The organism is Ruegeria sp. N4 (assembly GCF_056531425.1).
The window spans coordinates 303433-325281 of the sequence record NZ_JBQFLT010000001.1; the positions used below are offsets into that span (position 1 = coordinate 303433).

Consider the following 21849-nt stretch of genomic DNA (forward strand, 5'->3'; position numbering starts at 1 on the left):
CTGGATCACGCGTTTGCTTCGCGTATTTTGTCTGCGGCTTCCTTGTTGTAGCCGACGCCGTTTTCGTCAAACAGCGTGTCCAGTTCGCCCGACAGGGTCATCTCGGTGATGATGTCGCAGCCGCCGACAAACTCACCTTTGACATATAGCTGCGGCACGGTCGGCCAGTCCGAGTAATCCTTGATGCCCTGACGCACCGCGTCATCGGCCAGAACGTTCACGTCCGCATAATCGACGCCCATATAGTTCAGCACGCCAGCCACACGGGATGAGAAGCCACATTGCGGCATCTCTTTGGTGCCTTTCATATACAGAACCACGTCATTTGCTTTGACGGTCTCATCGATCTGGGTTTTCACATCGGTCATTTCGCGTTTCCTTGTGGTCTTCCCTTTAGGGAATGCATTGGGATCTCTGTTTTCTGCGGAAAACCAAGAGCTATTCTGGGACTTTCGTGGTCAACGCCAGCGCGTGCAATTCTCCGTCCGGCCCGTCCATCTTGCCTTTCAAGGCCGCGTAAACGGCGCGTTGCTGCTGAACGCGGTTTTTGCCGCGAAAGCTTTCGTCCACGACCATGGCGGACATATGCACGCCATCGCTGCCGCCAACCTGAATTTCCGCGTTGGGAAAGCTCTCGCGCAGCAGGGTTTCAATTTCGTGGGCGCTCATCGGCATGTAGGTTTACTCCTGAAAGTCTTTCCCAAGATGTAGAGCGATGGGGCGGGGCGTGCAAGATGGCACGCGCGGACAAAACCGGCAAATCCTGCGCCCGGTTGTGCGCGCAGGATGTCCGTATTTGGGACGAGAAGAAGCCTGTAGGTCAGGCAACAGCCGCCGCAAAGCTGGTGCGGAACGTGTCTTGCAAATCCGCCAGCGATGCCTCGGACGCGCCGATCTTGACGCTGTCGCCGGTGAAACGACCGACCGAGACCAGCGGTACACCGGCCTGACCGGCGGCGATCATCAGCGCCTCGGCCTGATCGAAGTTGCAGGCGACCAGATAGCGGGCCTGATCCTCGCCGAACAGGAACTCGGTCGGGGCCTCGTCGAGTTGGACGCCCACGCCAGCGGCCTCGGCCAGTTCGAACGCGGCCAGCGCAAGGCCGCCATCGCCCAGATCGGTGCAGGCCTTGATCATCTCGCGGTTGGCGCGGATGAAATCCCCGTTGCGCTTTTCCGCGTCCAGATCCACATGCGGGGCGTCGCCGTCTTCACGGTTGAACACTTCGGCCAGCAGGGCGGATTGGCCGAGATGGCCATTGGTCTCGCCGATGATCAGGGCAACATGGCCCTCGCGAACCTCATTGCCGATGATTTCATCGGAATGGTTCAGCAGACCCACGGCACCGATGGTCGGGGTGGGCAGGATCGCCTGACCGTCGGTCTCGTTATAAAGCGAGACATTGCCCGACACGATGGGCATGTCCAGCGCGCCAACGGCGGCGCCGATGCCCTGAATGGCACCAACGAACTGGCCCATGATTTCGGGCTTTTCGGGGTTGCCGAAGTTCAGGTTGTCGGTGGTGGCCAGCGGTTTGGCCCCGACGGCGGTCAGGTTGCGATAGGCTTCGGCCACCGCCTGTTTGCCGCCTTCGACCGGGTTGGCGCGCACGTAGCGCGGCGTCACGTCGCTGGTGAAGGCCAGCACCTTGTCGGTGCCGTGCACGCGGACCATGCCTGCGCCCAGTCCCGGCGTGCGGGTGCTGTCGGCCATGACCATCGTGTCGTATTGCTCATAAACCCATTGCTTGCCCGCGTAGTTGGGCGAGGCGAGCAGGGCGCGCAGACCGTCGATGGGATCGATCTGGGGCACGTCTTCCAAAGGTGCGGCCTCGGGGGTCGGCACCCATGGGCGGTCGTATTCCGGCGCGGTCGAGGAGAGTTTCGACAGGACCAGATCTGCTTTGACTTCACCATTATGCATGATCAGAAAGCGGTCTTCGGCGATGGTTTCGCCAACGATGGCAAAATCCAGATCCCATTTCTCGAACACGGCGCGGGCCTCGGCCTCAAGCTCGGGCTTCAGCACCATCAGCATCCGTTCCTGAGATTCCGACAGCATCATCTCGTAGGCCGTCATGTTCTCTTCGCGCTGGGGGACGTTTTCCAGATCCAGACGCACGCCCAGACCGCCCTTGTCGCCCATTTCCACGGCAGAACAGGTCAGACCCGCCGCGCCCATATCCTGGATCGAGATCACGGCACCGGTCTGCATCAGCTCCAGCGTCGCCTCCATCAGGCGTTTTTCGGTGAAAGGGTCGCCGACCTGAACGGTGGGGCGCTTTTCTTCGATAGTGTCGTCGAATTCGGCCGAGGCCATGGTCGCGCCGCCGACGCCGTCACGACCTGTTTTTGCACCCAGATAGACGACCGGCATCCCGACGCCCGATGCGGCAGAGTAGAAAATCTTGTCGCTGTCGGCCAGACCGGCGGCAAATGCGTTCACAAGGCAGTTGCCGTTATAGGCGGGGTGGAACCGCACCTCGCCGCCGACGCAAGGAACGCCGAAGCAGTTGCCATAGCCGCCGATGCCTTCGACCACGCCGTTCACCAACTGGCGGGTCTTGTGGTGGCCGGGCTCACCAAACGACAGCGCGTTCATCGAGGCGATGGGACGCGCGCCCATGGTAAAGACGTCGCGCAGGATGCCACCCACGCCGGTGGCCGCACCCTGATAGGGTTCGATATACGAGGGGTGGTTGTGGCTTTCCATCTTGAAGACCACGGCTTGTCCGTCGCCGATATCGACCACACCCGCGTTTTCACCCGGACCGCAGATCACCTGAGGGCCAGAGGTCGGCAGGGTGCGCAGCCATTTCTTGGACGACTTGTAGGAACAGTGCTCGTTCCACATGGCCGAGAAGATGCCCAATTCGGTAAAGGTCGGTTCACGCCCGATGATCTCGAGGATCATGTCGTATTCCTCGGGCTTGAGCCCGTGTGCGGCAATCAGATCGGGTGTGATAGCGGGCTCTTGCATCGTCTGTCCTGTGTCCAAGTGGGCCGAGATTGCGCGCCTTTTAGGGCAAGGGGCGGCCTGTGGAAAGGGCCAAGTCAGCGCAGGGCGGTTATGGCAAAGAAAAACGGAACCGACGGTAGGGGCGGTTCCGTGTTCTTTCCTTGCGATTTAGCGGCCAGCCATCAACAGAATGAGGGCTGGTTGCGTATCGTTACGCGGGGTTTTGCGCCTTGTTGGCGGCATCCGCCGCCGCTGCACCTACGGCTGCCTTTTGCTCATCCGTCAGGTTCTCGGCCTCATCCAGACCCGGGATCGCAACACGCACCTCGCGGCGGGCAAAGTCGATACCGTTTTCCTTGAACGACGCCTTGACCCGGTTGAAGATTTCCTTGCGCAGCGTGAACTGCTTGCCCGGCTTGGCCATGAACTTGCCGCGGATGATCATGCCGACATCGTCAAAGTCGAATACACCCTGCGACTTGAAGGGCTGCAGGAAGCCATCCTTGTGGGTCTCGTCCTCCATCATCTCGGCACCGATCTTCTTGAAGATCTTCTTAACCTTGTTGGGGTCGGTGTCGAAAGGCACGGTGAATTTCAGCTTCATGATGACCCAGTCGCGGCTGTAATTGGTCAGCTTTTGAATCTCACCATAAGGAATGGTGTGGACCGGCCCGCGATGGTGGCGCAGCTGCATCGACCGGATCGAGATTTTCTCGACCGTGCCGGTAGTGCCGCCCACATCGACATATTCGCCCACGCGGAAGGCATCGTCGATCAGGAAGAAGATCCCGCCCACAATGTCCGAGACCAGTTTTTGCGCGCCGAAACCGATGGCCAGACCAAGGATACCGGCACCCGCCAGCAGCGGCGTGATATCGAGACCCAAGGCCCCCAGCGCCAGCAGAAGGAAGATCACCGCAATCGCGACCTGAGCCGTGACCCGCAGCAGCGGCAGAACCGTCGCCAGACGCGACCCGCCCGAACCACCGCCTTCGCCAGCCTCTTCATCGGGGCTTTGATCGGCGGTCATCTCTTTCGCCAAACGGCGGTTGATCCACAGCGAGACGACCTCGTTCAGGATGTAGCCGACCGCGATGATGATGAAGAACTGGATCAGTCGGCTGCCTTCTTCCTGCGCGCCGCCTGCGATTTCCTGCAGGTTCAGGTTCCAGGCTTTGGCGATCATCAGGATCACAAGGATACCGGCCAGAACGCGACCAATGCGGATATAGCTGCGTTTGGTCGATCTGTAGGCCTGCTCGGCCACCGGGCCTTCGCCCAGCATTGGCGGTTGCAGGTGACGCACCAGACCCCGGATCAACGTATCCAGCGCAGGCGCGATCAGCAGCCAGAACATCGTGGCGAAATGCGCGCCCTGAACCAGAAGCGCAAGCGACGACGGATCGCGCTGAGCCACCAGAAATTCGACCAATAGCCAGATCGCAGCCGAGACACCGATCGCGAAGTAGGGATAGTAATGCGCCACTTCCTCGTCGAATTTTGTATGGTCCGGGTCGGTGCCCAGCATCATCTGCGACAGGCCCTCACGCGCTTTCCACGCGATGACGCCGATATAGATGTGAATCCCCGCGTTCAGCCAGAAGCCAATACGGGTCTCGCCGCTGGTGATCCCATTCAGCCGGTTGAAGTGCAACAGGAACAGCGTGAAGCCGATCAAGATCAGCAGGCCAATCAGGTTACGATGCAGGTATTTCGCCCAGTGATCGTCAATATTGACCAAACGGTAATGCGGTTTTTTGGGTGCGAGAATGAAACGCGAGGCGGCTGCACCCAGTCGCGGAACCCAGATCAGATAGAATACGAAAGGCGCGGCATAGGTGATTTGTTCTGCAGACAAAAGGCCGCGACCGACCGCGCGGATCACCACATAGAACACCACAAGCCCGGCGATTTCGCGGCAGAAACGACCAAACAGGTAGCGGACAGCGCCCCACAGGTCGCCTTCTTCTTCAACCTCAGCCTGAACATGCCAACGACGCGTCAGCAGCTCAAACAGCTTTTCCGCGATGAAGCCCACGACCAGAACACTCAGGACCAACCCCATAAGTGTAAGCGCCCCGCTGGCGCCAAAAGTTCCCGTGAAATTCGAAACCGCCTCGACCTGGGCATGGAAGATGTTCGGGACGGTCATGATGACCTGCGTCCACGACGTCACCATTTCGGTCCAGATTTCGTTGAGTTCCGTGATCGGATCGTCAACCTCCTCCGCCTCAGCCGCGTTTTTCGCGGCAACGGCATCCAGACGCTCCAACAGGATCGACCTGACCTGATCGTCCGACATGCGGGCCACCAGACCATCTACCTGTTCCGGGGTCAGGTCCTCGGGGATGGTCACTGTGGCAGGTGCGTCCGATGACGACGTTGTGGCGATTTGCGCATGCAATGGCGCGGTCATCAGCACAAATGACAAAAGCGCCGCCAAAAGGCGTAGGGGGTGGAACATTGATTTGTCCTCGATCGCGAAAAATTTAGTTGTTTTTCGGGATCATAGGCACAAGCCGCCAGATTTCCCAGCAGTTTCACCGCCCTGACAACCCGTGAAACCAAAAAAAAGGCCGAGCACTAAGCTCGGCCATAGTCCAACAGGGAGGTATGAAGATGATGAGCGTTTCAGCATCACCGCCTTCGAGTGCTCGTTTAGGGATCAGTTTGTTAACGTTCAAGGAGTTTCAGGCTGTGCATTTGACAACCCTGATATGCCCTGCGCGCATATCTATAGTTTACCCAATTTCTTCAACTGCTTGCGTTGTTCAATGATTTCGGCCTGAACAAAATCGCGGAACGCTGCAACGCGTTTGGAGTGCCGCAATTCCTCGGGGTAGGCCAGATAAACCGGAACATCGGCAGTTTCGATATCGGAAAGGACCGGGACCAGATGCGGGAAATCCTGCGTGACATAATCGGGCAGAACGCCAATGCCCAGATTGTGTAGCACGGCCTGCAGTACGCCGAAGTAGTTGTTCACCGTCAGCAGCGATCCCGGATTATAGGTCATCAAATGGCGCACCATTGACGCGCTTGCCCCGACCTGAGGCGCTGCAGGCGTTTGGCAAATCAGGCGATGATCCTTGATCTCGTCCAGCGACTTCAGGTTGCCGCCATGCGTTTCGATGTACTCCTGCGTGGCATACAGCGTCATCTGTACAGTCATCAGCCGCTTGCGCACCAGATCGGCCTGGCTGGGTTCCTTCATGCGGATGGCAACGTCGGCCTCACGCATGGGCAGGTCCAGAACGCGTTCTTCCAGCATCAGGTCGATGTTCAGATCGGGGTATTGCTCGTAGAGCTTTGGCAGGCGCGGGGCCAGCCACAGGGTTCCAAAGCCGAAGGTCGTGGTCACACGCAGGACGCCGAACACCTCATCCTCGCTGTCGCGGATGCGGGCAGCGGCAGCGTCTAGGCGTTTGGACATGGCCGAGGTCGCATCGAACAGCAACTCACCCTGTTCGGTCAGGATCAGGCCACGGGCGTGACGGTGAAACAGGGTCGCATCGAGTGATTCTTCCAACGCGCGGATCTGACGGCTCACGGCGGATTGAGACAAATTGAGCTTGTCCCCCGCATGGGTCAGGCTGCCTGCATCTGCAACCGCGTGAAATATCCTAAGCTTATCCCAATCCATCGCCGCAACTTTCGTTATCCTCGGGAAGGCCTATATGAAATAGGTAACAAGTTCCACAAACAAACGGTGAAATCGTTAGGTTTCAGTGGATAAACTCTATGCAGGTCAGCCTTTGTGACCTAATATGCGAGAATATGAAGCACACTGATCTGACGAGGGGAGACGTCTGATGAGTCAGCCACAAATATCGCTGAACGACCGGTTCGATCTTGAGAAATCGCCTGTTCTTTTGAACGGAACGCAGGCGCTGGTGCGGCTGATGCTGATGCAGCGCGCGCGCGACCAGAAGGCCGGGCTGAATACGGCGGGACTGGTGACCGGATATCGCGGTTCGCCACTTGGAGCCGTTGATCAGCAGATGATGCGGGCGCAGCGATATCTTGCCGAAAGTGACGTGACCTTTCAGTACGGTCTGAACGAAGATCTGGCCGCGACGGCGTTATGGGGTAGCCAGCAGGCAGGGCTGCGTGGCGATGGGCGCTATGACGGTGTGTTCGGCCTTTGGTACGGCAAAGGGCCGGGTGTCGACCGGTCGGGTGATGTGATGCGTCACGCCAATATGGCGGGCACGGCACAGCATGGCGGCGTGCTGATGGCGATGGGGGATGACCACACAGGCGAAAGCTCGACCGTGTTGCACCAATCCGAGTGGTCTTTGGTCGATATGTATATGCCGGTGGTCAGCCCGGCGGGCGTGCAGGAGATATTGGACTACGGCATCTACGGCTTTGCACTCAGCCGCTTTGCCGGTGTCTGGGTTGGTTTGAAAACGATGAAGGACACGATCGAGGTGACCTCGGTCGTGGATGGCAGGCCGGACCGGGTGGGTCTGGTAATGCCCGAGTTCGACATGCCCGAGGGCGGGCTGAACATCCGACTGGGCGACACGCCACATCTGCAAGAGGCGCGGATCATCGACTATAAACGTTTCGCGGCCGAGACGTTTTCTCATGCCAACAAGCTGGATAAACGTGTCTGGGGCAAGCCGGGCGCGAAGATCGGGTTTGTAGCCGCAGGCAAGAACTGGCTGGATCTGGCGCACGCACTGTCGCTGCTGAACATTGATGAGGCCGAGGCCGAGCGCCTTGGCATTACCACCTACAAGATCGGGCAGACGTTTCCGCTGGATATGGCCGGGTTCCATGACTGGGCCGAGGGGCTGGACCTGATAGTTATCGTTGAGGAAAAGCGCAAGCTGATCGAGGTGCAGGTCAAGGAAGCCATCTTTGACGACCGCCGGGGTCGCCGCGTTTACGGTTGGTACAAAGGCGGGGCCGGGACCTTGCACCGCGAGGAGTTGTTCCCCACGCGCGGCGCGCTGGACCCGATCATGATTTCCGAGAAACTGGGTGAGATCCTGATCGAAGAGGGCCGCGATACCGATGGTGTTCGCGCCGGTCTGGGTAAACTGTCCGAGGCGCGTCGGGCCGACAACGCCCAGGAAATCGCAACGCGTCTGCCGTATTTCTGTTCAGGCTGTCCGCATAACAGCTCGACCAAAGTGCCCGAGGGCAGCCGGGCTTATGCCGGGATCGGGTGCCATTACATGGTGCAGTGGATGGATCGGGAAACGACTGGGTTCACTCAGATGGGCGGCGAGGGCGCGAACTGGATTGGTGAGGCTCCGTTTTCGACCACGAGCCATGTGTTCCAGAACCTTGGCGACGGGACCTATAACCACTCGGGCGTGCAGGCGATCCGGGCCGCTTTGTCGGCGGGCACCAACATCACCTTCAAAATCCTGTTCAACGACGCGGTTGCAATGACCGGTGGACAGGGAAACGAAGGCGACCTGACCGCCGAACGGATCGTGGCCGAGGTCAAGGCCATGGGTGTCCAACACGTAGCGCTGGTTTATGACGAGAAAGAAGACGTGAACCTTGGCGCCTTGCCCTCCGGTGTGGAAACCTTCGAACGGGCCGAGTTGATGCAAGTGCAGGATCGGTTCCGCGAGATCGAGGGTGTCTCGGTCATTGTCTATGTCCAAACCTGCGCTGCCGAAAAGCGCCGCCGTCGCAAGCGAGGGGAATTCCCGGACCCGGACAAGCGCGTCTTTATCAACACGGATGTCTGCGAAGGTTGCGGCGATTGCGGCGTGCAATCGAACTGCGTCTCGATCGTGCCCAAGGAAACCGAACTGGGCCGCAAGCGGGCGATTGATCAATCAAGCTGTAACAAGGATTTTTCCTGCCTGAACGGGTTCTGCCCGTCCTTTGTCACCCTGGAAGGGGCGAAAATCCGGAAAGAGGCGACGAAACAGCTTGATCTGCCCGATCTGCCACTGCCGGAGCTACCGCAGATCAAGGGCACGCATAACGTGGTCATCACCGGGGTTGGTGGCACGGGCGTCGTGACCCTTGGTGCTATTCTGGCGCAGGCCGCGCAGATGGATGGCAAGGGCGCGGGCATGATGGAGATGGCGGGTCTGGCGCAAAAAGGCGGCGCGGTTCACATCCACTGCCGTCTGGCCAACAAGCCGGAAGACATCAGCGCCATTCGCGTGGCCACCGGTGAGGCGCACGCGCTGATTGGTGGCGATTTGGTGGTGTCAGCCGGGGCCAAGACGCTGGGCCTGACACGGGCCGGACAGACAGGTGCGGTGGTCAACAGCCACGAAACCGTAACCGGCGATTTCACCCGCGACACCGAATTCCGCATCCCGGCCGATCAGTTGGAACTGGCCTTGCAGGCGCGGCTGAAAGACGATGTCACGCTATTTGATGCCACCGAGTTGGCAAAGGTGGTGATGGGCGATTCGATCTATTCCAACATGATGGTCTTTGGCGCGGCCTGGCAGCGCGGTGTCCTGCCGGTTACCTACGAAGCCATAATGGGTGCCATCGAACTCAACGGCACAGCGGTTGAGCGCAATAAACGCGCCTTTGATGTGGGTCGCTGGGCTGTTCTGCATCCGGACGAGGTGCAGGCGATGTTATCGCCCTCGGTCACCGAGTTGCCGAAATCTCTGGACCAGATGATTGAGTTCCGGGCGCAGCACCTGACCAACTACCAATCCAAGCGACTGGCCAAACGTTATCGCAAGCTGGTGGATGGGATCGAGGATACCAAAATCCAGGAAGCGGCGGCCAAGGGATACCACAAACTGCTGTCCTACAAGGACGAATACGAGGTTGCCCGGTTGCTGCTCAGCAGCCGCGACAAAGCGGCGGCGGAGTTTGATGGCGACTTCAAGATGACCTTCCATCTTGCCCCGCCGATCTTTGGCGGAGCAGGCGGTAACGGCAGACCGCGCAAACGCGCCTTTGGTGAATGGATGCTGGGGCCGCTTAAGCTGATGGCGAAGTTGAAGGTGCTGCGGGGAACACCTCTGGACATTTTCGGATACTCGGCCGAGCGCAAAATGGAACGCGCTTTGATCCGGCAGTATGAAAAGGACATGAAGCAGGTTCTGCCTTTGGTGTCTCAGGGCACGCAAGAAGCCATTGCCGCCCTGGCGCGTCTGCCGCTGGAGATCCGTGGTTTCGGCCCGGTCTTGCTGGAAAACGAGGCCAAAGCCGCGAAACGGCGTGAGGAGTTGCTAGTGACCATCAAAAGTGGAGGGCCAGAACTACGCGCTGCGGCGGAATGAGGCGTCACAAACCTGTCACGATAGCTAGGCAAAATTGCGCCTCAAACATATAATACAGGCGAACAACCGGAGTCCGTAAATGCCCTCGCGCCGTCATGTCGTTCGTGACATTTCCTACGCCCATTCCGCCGAAACCAAAGGCGGTCGGATGGTTATCAAGCTTATGGAGAATACAACGGGCCGAATGCGCCTGATCAAGCGTGCGGATGGGTATGAAAAAGACGTGGCCAAAGGGCGCGACTTCTGGGCCGTCATGGTCGAACGATATGGGCTGACGCTGGACGTTGTGGGCGGGTCGTTGTCGAATATCCCCAAGGACGGACCTTTGATCCTGATTGCCAACCACCCCTATGGCATTCTGGATGGTCTGATGATGGGGCATATGCTGTCCGAGACGCGCGGCGATTTCCGCATTCTGGCCCATAGGGTGTTCCGCAAGGCCGAGGAATTGAACCGCATCATCCTGCCGATTTCGTTTGATGAGACGAAAGAGGCGATGAAGCTGAACCTGGAAACCCGCAAAACCGCGCTGAACTATCTGGGGGATGGCGGGGCGATTGGGATTTTCCCGGGCGGTACGGTCAGCACGGCGGTCAACCCGTTTGCCTATCCGATGGATCCGGGTTGGCGTGGGTTCACTGCCCGAATGGTGGCAAAATCGAATGCGACCGTGGTGCCGGTGTTTTTCGACGGGCACACCTCGCGCCTGTTCCAGATCGCCAGCCATTTGCACAACACGTTGCGCATGGGATTGCTGATCAAAGAGTTCAAGAAACGCGTCGATACCCCGGTCAAAGTGGTGATTGGCGAGCCCATCGGGCGCGATGTTCTGGACCCGTTGGGCAAGGATACGCGCAAGATGATGGATTTCCTGCGCAAAGCCACGTATGAGCTGTCTCCGACACCGCTGAAGTCGTATGACTACGGCTATGAATTCGAGGAACGGCATCGCGCCTGAAGGGGCAAATGGCAGTAGGCATCTTTGATTCCGGTTTGGGCGGTCTGACCGTCCTGAACGCCGCGCAGAAACACCTGCCGGACGTTGATTTCCTGTATTTTGCGGACAGTGCACACGCGCCTTACGGTGTGCGCGACGCCGAGGATATCTATCAGCTGACCCGCAAGGCGGTGCACGAACTGTGGGATCGCGGCTGCAATCTGGTGATTCTGGCCTGCAATACCGCCAGCGCCGCTGCGCTGCGGCGGATGCAGGAAGCGGGTGTGCCCGAGGGTAAGCGGGTTCTGGGCGTTTTCGTTCCTCTGATCGAAGCACTGACCGAACGGCAGTGGGGCGATAACTCACCCCCGCGCGAGGTTGCGGTGAAGCACGTTGCCCTGTTTGCCACACCTGCCACCGTATCCAGCCGGGCCTTTCAGCGGGAACTGGCGTTCCGCGCGATTGGCGTCGATGTCGAGGCGCAGGCCTGCGGTGGTGTGGTCGATGCCATTGAAGATGGCGACATGATTCTGGCCGAGGCATTGGTCCGCAGCCATGTGGATGCGTTGAAACGGAAAATGCCCGACCCTCAGGCCGCGATTCTGGGCTGCACCCATTACCCGTTGATGGCCGAGACCTTTCAGGCCGCGTTGGGCCCGGATGTTCAGGTCTTCAGCCAGGGCGATCTGGTTGCCGCAAGTCTGGCGGACTACCTGCAACGCCACCCCAATATGCTGGGCGACGGCACGAGCGGATTCCTGACGACCGGCAAGCCGGGTTTTGTCAGCGATCGGGCGACACAATTCCTCCGACGACAAATCTCGTTCGAGGCGGCCTGATTTAGGTCAAGGACGCGCCCCTTCCAATTTTCTAAATCCAAGACCGTCACATCGGCGGTCATGAAATGTGACACATGGAAAGAAGAGGTCTGACATGACCCACAAAATCGCAATTCTGGGCGCATCCGGTTATACCGGCGCCGAATTGGTGCGGCTGATCGCCGAGCACCCGAACATGGACATCGTCGCGCTGGCGGCCGAGCGTAAGGCAGGCATGAGCATGGCGCAGGTCTTCCCGCATCTGCGCCATATGGACCTGCCGGATCTGTGCAAGATTTCGGAAATCGACTTCTCTCAGATCGATCTGTGTTTCTGCGCTTTGCCACACAAAACCAGTCAGGATGTGATCCGCGATCTGCCGAAGACCCTGAAAATCATCGACCTGTCCGCAGATTTCCGGCTGCGGGACGCGGATGAGTACGAAAAATGGTACGGCAATCCGCACAGTGCGTTGGAGCAGCAGGAAGAGGCTGTCTATGGCCTGACCGAGTTCTACCGGGACGAGATCCGCACCGCTCGGCTGGTGGCTGGTACAGGCTGCAACGCGGCGACGGGGCAGTATGTGCTGCGGCCGTTGATCTCGGCTGGTGTGATCGATCTGGACGATATCGTGCTGGACCTGAAATGCGCAGTCTCGGGTGCGGGGCGGTCTTTGAAAGAGAATCTGCTGCACGCCGAGTTGAGCGAGGGGTATAACGCCTATGCCATCGGTGGTACGCACCGGCATCTGGGTGAGTTTGATCAGGAATTCTCGAAACTCGCCGGGCGCACGGTCCATGTGCAATTCACCCCCCATCTGATCCCGGCGAACCGGGGGATTCTGGCGACGACCTATGTAAAGGGCGACCCGCAGAGCATCTATGAGACGCTGGCCAAGGCCTATGAAGGCGAGCCGTTCATTCAGATGCTGCCAATGGGCGAAGCCCCGTCGACCCATCATGTGCGGGGCTCGAACTTCTGCCATATCGGTGTGGTGGCTGACCGGATCGAACGGCGCGCGATTGTGGTCGCTGCGCTGGATAACCTGACAAAAGGTAGCAGTGGGCAAGCCTTGCAGAACGCCAACCTGATGTTAGGTGAGGATGAAACCCGGGGGCTGATGATGGCCCCTCTATTCCCGTGAGGACGGTATGAAAACGCTCAAGAAACGTCGTCGAGTTCAGATCATTCTGGTGGCCGTTGTCGCCCTTGTGGCGTCGACGGCGTTGATTGGGTACGCAATGCGCGACGGCATCAACTTTTTCCGCTCGCCCAGTCAGGTGATCGCGGAACCGCCCGCACCGACCGAGGTGTTTCGTATCGGTGGCCTGGTCGAGGAAGGCTCGATCATTCGCGGGCAGGGCGAGACTGTGCGTTTTGTTGTGACCGATGGCGGCGAAAGTGTGCAGGTGGCCTTTACCGGCGTTCTGCCGGATCTGTTTTCTGAAAATCAGGGCATGGTGGGGACCGGAAGTTACGTGAACGGTGTCTTTGAAGCCACTGAAATACTTGCGAAACACGATGAGACTTATATGCCGAAGGAAGTAATGGATGCTTTGAAAGAACAAGGCGTCTACAAGGGGCCTGAGGAAAGCTGAACGCAGCTGCGCTGCGTGCCTCCGGCGGAGGTATTTTTGAACACAAGAAGCAGGGGCGTTGCGCGTATCAGGCGGCAGCGCCCTGTTTCGTTTGGGGATGTTAACTGTCTTGCGTGACCGTTTTGCCCGGCAGATTGGTCAGGGGAAGATATGCAGACGGTTCGACAGATAGCGGCAGAGATCGTAACGCGGGAAGGCGGGTTTGTGGACGACCCGGACGATCCGGGCGGGGCCACGAAGTTTGGTGTCACCATTCACACTATGCGCAGGCTTGGGCTGGATTTGAATGGGGACGGGCAGATTGACACGGCAGATGTGCGGGCGTTGAGCCATGGGCAAGCCATTGATATTTTTGTGCGCCATTACTTTGAGAAACCACGCATTGCCGCTTTGCCCGATACTCTGCACGCGGCTGTGTTTGACATGTATGTCAACGCGGGCGCGCAGGCGGTTCGAATCCTTCAGCGGTTGTTGCGTGAGATGGGCTTTGATGTGGCGGTTGATGGGGTCATTGGTCCGCAGACGGAACGCGCCTGTGAGGAGGCGTTGCGCCCTGACGCTGTTGCCCTTCGGGATGCATATGGCGTGGCGCGCCGGAACTACTATTTCCGGTTGGCGGATCGACGCCCCGCATCGCGAAAATACGCCCGCAGCCGTGCCGGTGGGAAAGGCGGATGGATCAGGCGGGCCGAGGAGTTTATTTCGCCCAAATACCACATGGGCGACGTTGAGTTTCAAAGGAGAGTTGCGGCATGGGGTTGATTACGGGCGTGTTGGGTTTTCTATTCGGCGGCGGGCGCAACATCGTGCGTGAAACTGCGGAAATATTCAGAGAAAACTCCGAAGAAGGGGCCAGGCGGGCGCTGGCCGTGCAAGGGCAGGCGATGGCGCAATTCCGGGCCGAGTTTCAGGTGCCGCGCAAAGGTGCGTTTGATCGGTTTATGGACGGGCTGAACCGCGTACCGCGCCCGGCGCTGGCGTTGGGAACGCTGGGCCTGTTTGCGGCGGCGATGATCGACCCATTGTGGTTTGCCGCGCGGATGCAGGGGATCGCACTGGTGCCTGAACCTTTGTGGTGGTTGCTGGGTGTCATCGTCTCGTTCTATTTCGGTGCGCGGCATCAGGCCAAGGCGCAGGATCTGCAGCGTGAGATATCTCAGACCATGTTGCGGGCCCCGCAGGTCATGGACAATCTGCGCGCGCTGAGGGAGTTGCGCAGTGACAGCCCGGGCGTTGCCGATACCGGCCCGGATGCCGGGTTGCAGCTTGAGGTGATGCGCTCCGATCCCAATCCTGCATTGGTCGATTGGAAACGGTTGCGCAGCGCCTGAACCGCGACACTATGTGCGCCTGAAATGGGCGAAAGTGATTGGCGATCAGGAAGCCCGCGGAGTATATCCATGGGCATGATTACAGAGCTTGGTCACTTCGCCCTAATTCTAGCCTTTCTGATCGCCATCGTGCAAAGCGTGGTGCCCCTTGTCGGCGCTGCCAAGCGGTGGACCGGGTGGATGATATTTGCGGAACCTGCCGCGATTTCACAGTTCCTGCTGACCGCATTTTCATTTGGGGCCTTGGTCTGGGCGTTCACAAGCTCGGATTTCTCGCTGCGGATCGTGGTTGAAAACAGTCACTCTGCGAAACCGATGATCTACAAGATCAGCGGGACATGGGGGAACCACGAAGGGTCGATGCTGCTATGGGTGCTGATCGTGACTCTGTTTGGTGCCATGGCAGCGGTGTTTGGGGGTGGCTTGCCGCCGACGTTGAAGGCACGGGTGCTGGCTGTGCAATCGGCCGTGGCGGTGGCGTTTTTTGCCTTTATCCTGTTCACTTCGAACCCGTTCGACCGGCTTGCCGTTGCGCCCTTTGATGGGCGCGACCTGAACCCGCTGCTGCAGGACCCCGGTTTGGCGTTTCACCCGCCGTTTCTGTACCTCGGCTATGTGGGCCTTAGCATGGCCTTCAGCTTTGCCGTCGCCGCGCTGATCGAGGGGCGGGTTGATGCGGCCTGGGGGCGGTGGGTACGTCCGTGGACTCTGGCGGCCTGGGTCTTTTTGACCATCGGTATCGCGCTGGGATCGTGGTGGGCGTATTACGAGCTTGGCTGGGGTGGGTTCTGGTTCTGGGACCCGGTCGAGAATGCCTCGTTCATGCCGTGGTTGCTGGCGGCGGCGCTGTTGCATTCGGCCATTGTGGTTGAAAAGCGCGAAGCGTTAAAAAGCTGGACCATCTTGCTGGCGATCATCGCCTTTGGGTTCTCGCTGATCGGGACGTTCATTGTCCGCTCGGGCCTACTGACCTCGGTGCACGCCTTTGCAACGGATCCCGAGCGCGGCGTGTTCATCCTGATGATCCTTGTTTTCTTCATCGGCGGCGCACTGACCCTGTTTGCGGCGCGCGCGCAGGCGATGGAGGCTAAGGGCGTCTTTGGTGTTGTCAGCCGTGAAAGCGCGCTGGTGGTGAATAACGTTCTTCTGGCCGTCAGCTGCTTTGTCGTATTCGCCGGGACCATGTGGCCGATGGTGGCCGAGATGATGTTTGACCGGAAACTCTCGGTCGGGCCGCCGTTTTTCAATGTCGCCTTCACGCCGTTCATGGTGCTGCTGGGTCTCGTTCTGCCCATTGGTGCGATGCTTCCTTGGAAACGGGGCAAGCTGGGCAAGACGGCATGGTCTCTGCGCTATGCCTTTCTGCTGGCCGTGGCCTTGGGGCTGTTGGTTTGGGCAATGCAGACCGGGCGCAGCGCGCTGGGTCCGGTGGGGCTGTTCCTTGGGGCCTGGATCACGCTCGGCGCGATTATTGATCTGTGGAGCCGTACGGGCCGAAAAGGAAATCTGAAACGGCTGTTTCGCCTGCCGGGGGCCGATTGGGGCAAGGCCGTGGCCCATACCGGGCTGGGCGTCACCATCTTCGCCATCGCCGGTCTGACCGCGTGGGAGGTTGAGGATATTCGGGTCGCCCAACCCGGTCAGCCGTTCGAGGTGGGGCAGTTTACCCTGACGCTGGAAGACGTGCGACGCGTGCAGGGACCGAACTATTTTTCGACCACGGCCGATGTTCTGGTTGAATCCGGCGATCGGGTGATTGGCACTTTGCACCCAGAGAAACGAGACTATCCGGTGGCGCGCATGCCCACCACCGAGGCGGCGATTGACTACCGGGTTCTGCGTGATCTTTATGTGGTGATTGGCGATCAACAGGCCGATGGGGGCTGGGTGATGCGGACCTATGTCAAACCTTTTGCCAACTGGATCTGGGCGGGCTGTATCCTGATGGCGCTGGGTGGTGTTCTCAGCCTGTGTGACCGGCGTTTCCGTGTCGCTGCTGGCGCGCGCAAGACGCCCTCGGCCGGAGTACCTGCGGAATGAAGCGCCTGATCTTCATCCTGATGTTGCTGGCGACGCCCGGATTTGCCGTGCAGCCTGACGAGGTGTTGGACGATCCGGTTCTGGAACAGCGCGCGCGTGACCTTAGCACGGGGTTGCGCTGTCTGGTGTGCCGAAATGAAAGCATCGATGAAAGCAACGCGGACCTCGCCCGCGATCTGCGCCTGTTGCTGCGGGAACGGCTGGTCGCGGGGGATACAGACGAGCAGGCGATTTCCTTTATCGTCGATCGCTATGGCGAATATGTATTGCTGAAACCGAAAGTTACGGGATCCAACCTGATGTTGTGGCTGGCCGGTCCGCTGATGCTGCTGGTTGCGGCTGGCATGGGGTGGAGCTTTGTTCGAAGCCGTTCCAAAGTTCAGGCGGCGGGCGAGACAGATACGCTCAGCGACGAAGAAAAGGAACGGCTGCGTCAGATTCTGGAAGATTGACGCGCGGTTCCACTTCCCCTTGTCCTGCGAATACGTCAGGGTTCGCTGAAACTGTCGCCAGGGGAGGCTTTGCATGGATTATGAAACGATCCTGTTGGACATCACGGACGGGCTTGCCGTTCTGACATTCAACCGTCCGGACAAGATGAACGCTCTGACCACGCAGATGCGCGCGGAAATCACCCATGCCATGAAACATGCCGCTCGCCACGCGCGCTGCGTCGTGCTGACCGGGGCGGGTGGGGCGTTTTGCTCGGGGCAGGATCTGGGCGATGCGTCATCGACCGGGAAGATCGATCTGGAACGGTCCCTGCGTGATGAGTATCAGCCGATGCTTGAAACCATCCATGACTGCCCAGTTCCGACCATCGCCGCCGTGAATGGCCCGGCTGCCGGGGCGGGGGCGAATCTGGCGCTGTGTGCCGATGTGGTGATCGCAACCGAAAGTGCGTATTTCCTGCAGGCTTTTGCCCTGATCGGATTGTTGCCGGATGCGGGCGGAACCTGGTTCATGCCGCGTCAGATGGGTCTGGCCAAGGCGATGGGGGCGTCGCTGTTTGCCGAGAAAATCAGTGCCCGTCAGGCGGATGACTGGGGTCTGATCTGGGAAGCCGTCGCGGATGAGGATTTTGCCGCGCATTGGCGCAAGCGGGCCACCTATCTGGCCAACGGCCCGACCGCAGGCTTTGCAGCAATGAAACAGGCCCTGCGCGGAACATACGAAAACACGCTGACGCAGCAGTTGACGACCGAGGCGCATCTGCAGGGCGAATGCGGACGTTCGCGCGACTTTGCCGAAGGTGTTGTGGCCTTTCTGGAAAAGCGCCCCGCAAAGTTCGAGGGGCGCTGATCGCAATCAGGCGCGGCGGCGACGGCGCGTGCGCCGTTCCGGCGCTGCCGCATCCTCGCCCGTGCCGTCCGAGGCCGACGTGAACGGCCCCAACGCGTCGGTGATCTGGTCCAGCGTTGGACGTTCCGTGCGCGGCGTGGTGTCCAAAGCGCGGCGCATCTTTTCCAGATGCGCGGGCATGGTACCACAGCAGCCACCGATGATGGTGGCCCCGGCATCGCGGGCCATCACGGCGTATTGCGCCATCAGATCAGGCGTGCCGTCATAGTGGATGTGGCCATCCACATATTTCGGAATACCCGCATTGCCTTTGGAAATCAGCGGGCGTTCGGTACCCTGAGCCGCAAAGCCCAGAACCGTGCGCAGAATGTCCGACGCGCCTGTGCCGCAATTCGCGCCAAAGGCCACTGGCGGGTTGGGCAGGGTCTCGACCAGCAGGGCCAGATCGGACGAGGTCACGCCCATCATGGTGCGCCCGGCAGTGTCAAAGCTCATGGTGCCACACCAGGGCATGTCGGCCAGTGCAAACGCCTCGGCGGCGGCGCGGAATTCTTCGGGCGCGCTGATGGTTTCCAACCACAAAACGTCAGCGCCACCTTCTTTCAGCGCCTCGGCCTGTTCATGAAACATCTCGACCGCTTCGGCATGGGACAGGCTGCCGACAGGCTCCATGATCTCACCGGTCGGGCCGACGGACCCGGCCACGATCACGGTGCGCCCGGCCTTGTCCGCCACTTCACGGCCCAGTTCGGCCCCGATACGGTTCAACTCACCTACGCGATTCTGCGCGTCGTGCAGTTTCAGCCGTGCGGCTGTGCCACCAAAGGTGTTGGTCAGAAACAGATCGCTGCCCGCATCGACCGAACCCTGATACAGCGCCCTGATCTTGTCCGGCGCGTCAATGTTCCAAAGCTCGGGCGCATCGCCGGATTGCAGGCCCATATTGAACAGATTGGTGCCGGTCGCGCCGTCTGCCAGAATGGCATCGACGGTGTTCAGAAGTTCAGTCAGCGCGTTTGTCATTGGGGTATTCCGAAGCAAGGCGTAATGCGCCTGTAAGAAAAAAGAGACGCCCCGTGTCTCATGACAGGGGCGTCGAATCAAATTCATATTACTCATGAAGATCATGAGCAATTCTGTGAGAAGGGTCAGATATCGGCCTCGGCCATGACCTGTTCTTTGGCCTCAACCAGCAGTTCTGCCATTTTGGACCGGATCTTGGCTTCATCCGCCAGATCGCCCAGATAGCCTTTGACCGCGTTGATCACGTCATCTTCGCTGACATTCTGCAGGTCCGTATGAACCAGTTCCTGCCCGTATTTGCGCGCCTGTTCAACGGTCTCGCCCTTCAGGGTCGAGGCCCAGACAGCCATAAACCGGTTGCGGCGCATCCGGGCGATGAACTGCATCTTTTCGTCATGTGCAAATTTCGATTCAAACGCAGCTTCACGCTCGTCAAAAGTGGTCATGGGACAGGGGCCTCTTGGGTTAGGATGTCTGCATTGATGATATGACCATACGGGACCATCGGTGCAAGGTATTTGCGCTGTGTCAAAGTCTCGCTGGTCTGTAAACTTGCGGGAAGAGGGGGCTTGGACTATGAGGACGCCAACGTGAGGGGACTCGATCCCTCTGATCAGTCTGGAAAGGTCGCTTATGGCGCGTCGCAAGAAAATCTACGAAGGCAAAGCCAAGATTCTGTATGAAGGCCCCGAGCCGGGCACGATTGTGCAGTATTTCAAGGATGACGCCACCGCGTTCAATGCGGAAAAGAAGGACGTGATCGATGGCAAGGGCGTGTTGAACAACCGCCTGTCCGAGTTCTTCATGAACGGTCTGAACCAGATCGGCGTACCCACGCATTTCATCCGCCGCCTGAATATGCGCGAGCAACTGGTGCGCAATTGCGAGATCGTGCCCCTGGAAGTGATCGTGCGGAACTATGCCGCAGGGACGATGTCCAAACGTCTGGGCATTGCCGAAGGCACGCAGCTGCCGCGCCCGATTGTCGAGTATTGCTACAAGGATGACTCGCTGGGCGATCCGCTGGTCACCGAGGAACACATCGCCGCCTTCGGGTGGGCCAGCCAGCAGGACATGGACGATATTCTAAGCCTTGCGCTGCGCGTTAATGATTTCATGAGCGGCCTGATGCTGGCTGTCGGAATTCGCCTGATCGACTTCAAGATCGAAATCGGGCGCGTTTTCGATGGCGATTACCAGCGCTTGATCGTGGCCGATGAAATCAGCCCCGACAGCTGCCGGTTGTGGGATATTGAAACCGGTCAAAAGCTGGACAAGGACGTATTCCGCCGTGATTTGGGCAATCTGACCGATGCTTATTCCGAGGTCGCGCGCCGTCTGGGTGTGCTGCCGAAAAGCAACGTGACCAAGCCGACTTTGATCAACTGATCCTTCCGGCTGATTGAAAACAAGTGCCGCCGCGAAACCGGTGGCGCTTGTTTTTTGGGAATTGACGGCCTCCGGCGTGGTCGCGCCCGGCAGATGCGGGGCTGGGCGTAGTGCCCGGCTTTGTCGTAGAAACCTGTCGGTGGCGGTCAGAAAACGGCCTGCGTCAAACTGCAGTGCAAACAGGGTTGTCCCAAGGCCGCAACCACGCTATCCCCCGCGCAACGAAATGGGCCCTGACGCGCGGCCCGCAGGTGGAGTTGCGAAAATGAAAGCACGGGTGCATGTGATGCTCAAGAACGGGGTGCTGGACCCGCAGGGCGAGGCTGTGCGGCACGCATTGGGCGCCATGGGCTTTGATCAGGTCGAAGGTGTGCGCCAGGGCAAGGTGATCGACCTTGAGCTGGCAGACGGCGCGACCGAGGCTGACGTGACCGAGATGTGCGAGAAGCTGTTGGCCAACACGGTCATCGAACGCTACGAGATCGAACTGGTCTGATATTACCCGCAAAGGAGGGTCTGCCATGCGTGCTGCCGTCATCGTATTCCCCGGCTCGAACTGCGACCGGGACCTTGCCGTGGCTTTCGAGCAAGCCGGTTTTCAGGTCGATATGGTCTGGCACAAGGATGCGGCATTGCCCGACGGGATCGACATCGTCGGCGTTCCGGGCGGCTTTTCCTATGGCGACTACCTGCGGTGCGGCGCGATTGCGGCCCAGTCGCCGATCTGCAAGGCGGTGGTCGAGCATACCGAGCGTGGCGGCTATGCCGTGGGTATCTGCAACGGCTTTCAGATCCTGACCGAAACCGGTATCCTGCCGGGCGCGCTGTTGCGCAATGCGGGGCTGAAATACATCTGCAGAACCGTCGGCCTGAAGGTCGAAACCAGCAACAGCGCCTTTACCGAAGGCTACAATGCTGGCGATGTGATCGGCATTCCGATTGCGCATCACGACGGCAACTATTTTGCGGATGACGCCACATTGTCCACGTTGCGCGATCAGGATCGGATTGCGTTCACCTATACCGAGAACCCGAACGGCTCGGTCGGGGATATTGCTGGTATTCTGTCGGAAAACCGTCGTGTTCTCGGGATGATGCCGCACCCGGAACGGGCCGCGGATGAAGGTCACGGCGGCACCGATGGTACGGCATTGTTCCGCGCATTGTCGGGCGTGCTCGCTCCGGCGTGACTTGAGGTTGGGCCCTAGCGCGCGTACCTT

Annotated in this window: 20 protein-coding genes; 13 read left to right on the forward strand and 7 right to left on the reverse strand. The window is 59.4% G+C overall.

Going from position 1 to position 21849, the window contains the following annotated elements:
* Positions 1 to 5: 5 nt before the first annotated feature.
* The 5 genes from grxD to ACR0LW_RS01485 all read right to left on the reverse strand — a co-directional run bounded on the left by grxD (position 6) and on the right by ACR0LW_RS01485 (position 6602).
* The gene (gene grxD / locus ACR0LW_RS01465; RefSeq protein WP_170518386.1) at positions 6 to 368 is read right to left on the reverse strand and encodes a Grx4 family monothiol glutaredoxin; all 363 of its coding nucleotides are present in this window, start codon (positions 366 to 368) and stop codon (positions 6 to 8) included.
* 70 nt (positions 369 to 438) lie between these two features.
* Positions 439 to 675, reverse strand: coding sequence for a BolA/IbaG family iron-sulfur metabolism protein (locus tag ACR0LW_RS01470; protein WP_039530494.1), 237 nt, complete (start codon positions 673 to 675; stop codon positions 439 to 441).
* 145 nt (positions 676 to 820) lie between these two features.
* Positions 821 to 2980 (reverse strand): phosphoribosylformylglycinamidine synthase subunit PurL, encoded by a 2160-nt coding sequence (gene purL, locus ACR0LW_RS01475; RefSeq protein WP_480581328.1) that lies wholly within the window; start codon positions 2978 to 2980, stop codon positions 821 to 823.
* Positions 2981 to 3170: 190 nt separating this feature from the next.
* Positions 3171 to 5423, reverse strand: coding sequence for a mechanosensitive ion channel family protein (locus ACR0LW_RS01480; protein ID WP_480581325.1), 2253 nt, complete (start codon positions 5421 to 5423; stop codon positions 3171 to 3173).
* A 270-nt stretch (positions 5424 to 5693) separates the two neighbouring features.
* The gene (locus tag ACR0LW_RS01485) at positions 5694 to 6602 is read right to left on the reverse strand and encodes a LysR family transcriptional regulator (RefSeq protein WP_170450880.1); all 909 of its coding nucleotides are present in this window, start codon (positions 6600 to 6602) and stop codon (positions 5694 to 5696) included.
* Between the two features lie 169 nt (positions 6603 to 6771).
* Here ACR0LW_RS01485 and ACR0LW_RS01490 point away from each other — a divergent pair, with 169 nt between their 5' ends.
* The 10 genes from ACR0LW_RS01490 (at position 6772) to ACR0LW_RS01535 (ending at position 18217) form a co-directional block, all read left to right on the forward strand.
* A complete protein-coding gene (locus ACR0LW_RS01490) occupies positions 6772 to 10191 on the forward strand; it encodes an indolepyruvate ferredoxin oxidoreductase family protein (protein WP_480881388.1) in 3420 nt (1139 codons plus the stop codon).
* Between the two features lie 79 nt (positions 10192 to 10270).
* Positions 10271 to 11149, forward strand: coding sequence for a lysophospholipid acyltransferase family protein (locus ACR0LW_RS01495; protein ID WP_170518396.1), 879 nt, complete (start codon positions 10271 to 10273; stop codon positions 11147 to 11149).
* A gap of 8 nt (positions 11150 to 11157) precedes the next feature.
* Entirely contained in the window at positions 11158 to 11967 is an 810-nt protein-coding gene (locus ACR0LW_RS01500) for an aspartate/glutamate racemase family protein (protein ID WP_170518399.1), read from the forward strand.
* A gap of 94 nt (positions 11968 to 12061) precedes the next feature.
* On the forward strand, positions 12062 to 13090 hold the full coding sequence (argC, locus tag ACR0LW_RS01505) for an N-acetyl-gamma-glutamyl-phosphate reductase (RefSeq protein ID WP_170621764.1): 1029 nt from the start codon (positions 12062 to 12064) through the stop codon (positions 13088 to 13090).
* A 7-nt stretch (positions 13091 to 13097) separates the two neighbouring features.
* Positions 13098 to 13544, forward strand: coding sequence for a cytochrome c maturation protein CcmE (gene ccmE / locus ACR0LW_RS01510; RefSeq protein WP_170450870.1), 447 nt, complete (start codon positions 13098 to 13100; stop codon positions 13542 to 13544).
* 150 nt (positions 13545 to 13694) lie between these two features.
* On the forward strand, positions 13695 to 14306 hold the full coding sequence (locus ACR0LW_RS01515; protein ID WP_480881392.1) for a holin-associated N-acetylmuramidase: 612 nt from the start codon (positions 13695 to 13697) through the stop codon (positions 14304 to 14306).
* Positions 14297 to 14875: a holin family protein gene (locus ACR0LW_RS01520; protein ID WP_480581312.1), complete on the forward strand. Its 579-nt coding sequence runs from the start codon at positions 14297 to 14299 to the stop codon at positions 14873 to 14875. The genes ACR0LW_RS01515 and ACR0LW_RS01520 overlap by 10 nt, the downstream gene beginning before the upstream one ends.
* A 75-nt stretch (positions 14876 to 14950) precedes the next feature.
* Positions 14951 to 16915, forward strand: a complete 1965-nt coding sequence (locus tag ACR0LW_RS01525) for a heme lyase CcmF/NrfE family subunit (protein ID WP_170622285.1) — start codon at positions 14951 to 14953, stop codon at positions 16913 to 16915.
* A complete protein-coding gene (locus tag ACR0LW_RS01530) occupies positions 16912 to 17367 on the forward strand; it encodes a cytochrome c-type biogenesis protein (protein WP_480881394.1) in 456 nt (151 codons plus the stop codon). The genes ACR0LW_RS01525 and ACR0LW_RS01530 overlap by 4 nt, the downstream gene beginning before the upstream one ends.
* Before the next feature lie 73 nt (positions 17368 to 17440).
* Positions 17441 to 18217: an enoyl-CoA hydratase-related protein gene (locus tag ACR0LW_RS01535; protein ID WP_170518418.1), complete on the forward strand. Its 777-nt coding sequence runs from the start codon at positions 17441 to 17443 to the stop codon at positions 18215 to 18217.
* Positions 18218 to 18223: 6 nt separating this feature from the next.
* Here the strand turns inward: ACR0LW_RS01535 and bmt are convergent, their stop codons facing one another.
* Complete coding sequence (gene bmt, locus ACR0LW_RS01540; RefSeq protein WP_480581306.1) at positions 18224 to 19240, reverse strand: betaine--homocysteine S-methyltransferase; 1017 nt, start codon at positions 19238 to 19240, stop codon at positions 18224 to 18226.
* A gap of 125 nt (positions 19241 to 19365) precedes the next feature.
* The gene (locus ACR0LW_RS01545) at positions 19366 to 19686 is read right to left on the reverse strand and encodes a DUF1476 domain-containing protein (protein ID WP_170518424.1); all 321 of its coding nucleotides are present in this window, start codon (positions 19684 to 19686) and stop codon (positions 19366 to 19368) included.
* A 187-nt stretch (positions 19687 to 19873) separates the two neighbouring features.
* Here ACR0LW_RS01545 and purC point away from each other — a divergent pair, with 187 nt between their 5' ends.
* The 3 genes from purC to purQ all read left to right on the forward strand — a co-directional run bounded on the left by purC (position 19874) and on the right by purQ (position 21819).
* The gene (gene purC / locus ACR0LW_RS01550; protein WP_170450855.1) at positions 19874 to 20629 is read left to right on the forward strand and encodes a phosphoribosylaminoimidazolesuccinocarboxamide synthase; all 756 of its coding nucleotides are present in this window, start codon (positions 19874 to 19876) and stop codon (positions 20627 to 20629) included.
* A 265-nt stretch (positions 20630 to 20894) separates the two neighbouring features.
* Positions 20895 to 21125, forward strand: coding sequence for a phosphoribosylformylglycinamidine synthase subunit PurS (purS, locus tag ACR0LW_RS01555; protein ID WP_117872765.1), 231 nt, complete (start codon positions 20895 to 20897; stop codon positions 21123 to 21125).
* 25 nt (positions 21126 to 21150) lie between these two features.
* Positions 21151 to 21819 carry a phosphoribosylformylglycinamidine synthase subunit PurQ gene (gene purQ, locus ACR0LW_RS01560; protein WP_170450854.1) on the forward strand — a complete coding sequence of 223 codons (669 nt, stop codon included), beginning with the start codon at positions 21151 to 21153 and terminating at the stop codon, positions 21817 to 21819.
* The last annotated feature ends 30 nt before the right edge of the window (positions 21820 to 21849 follow it).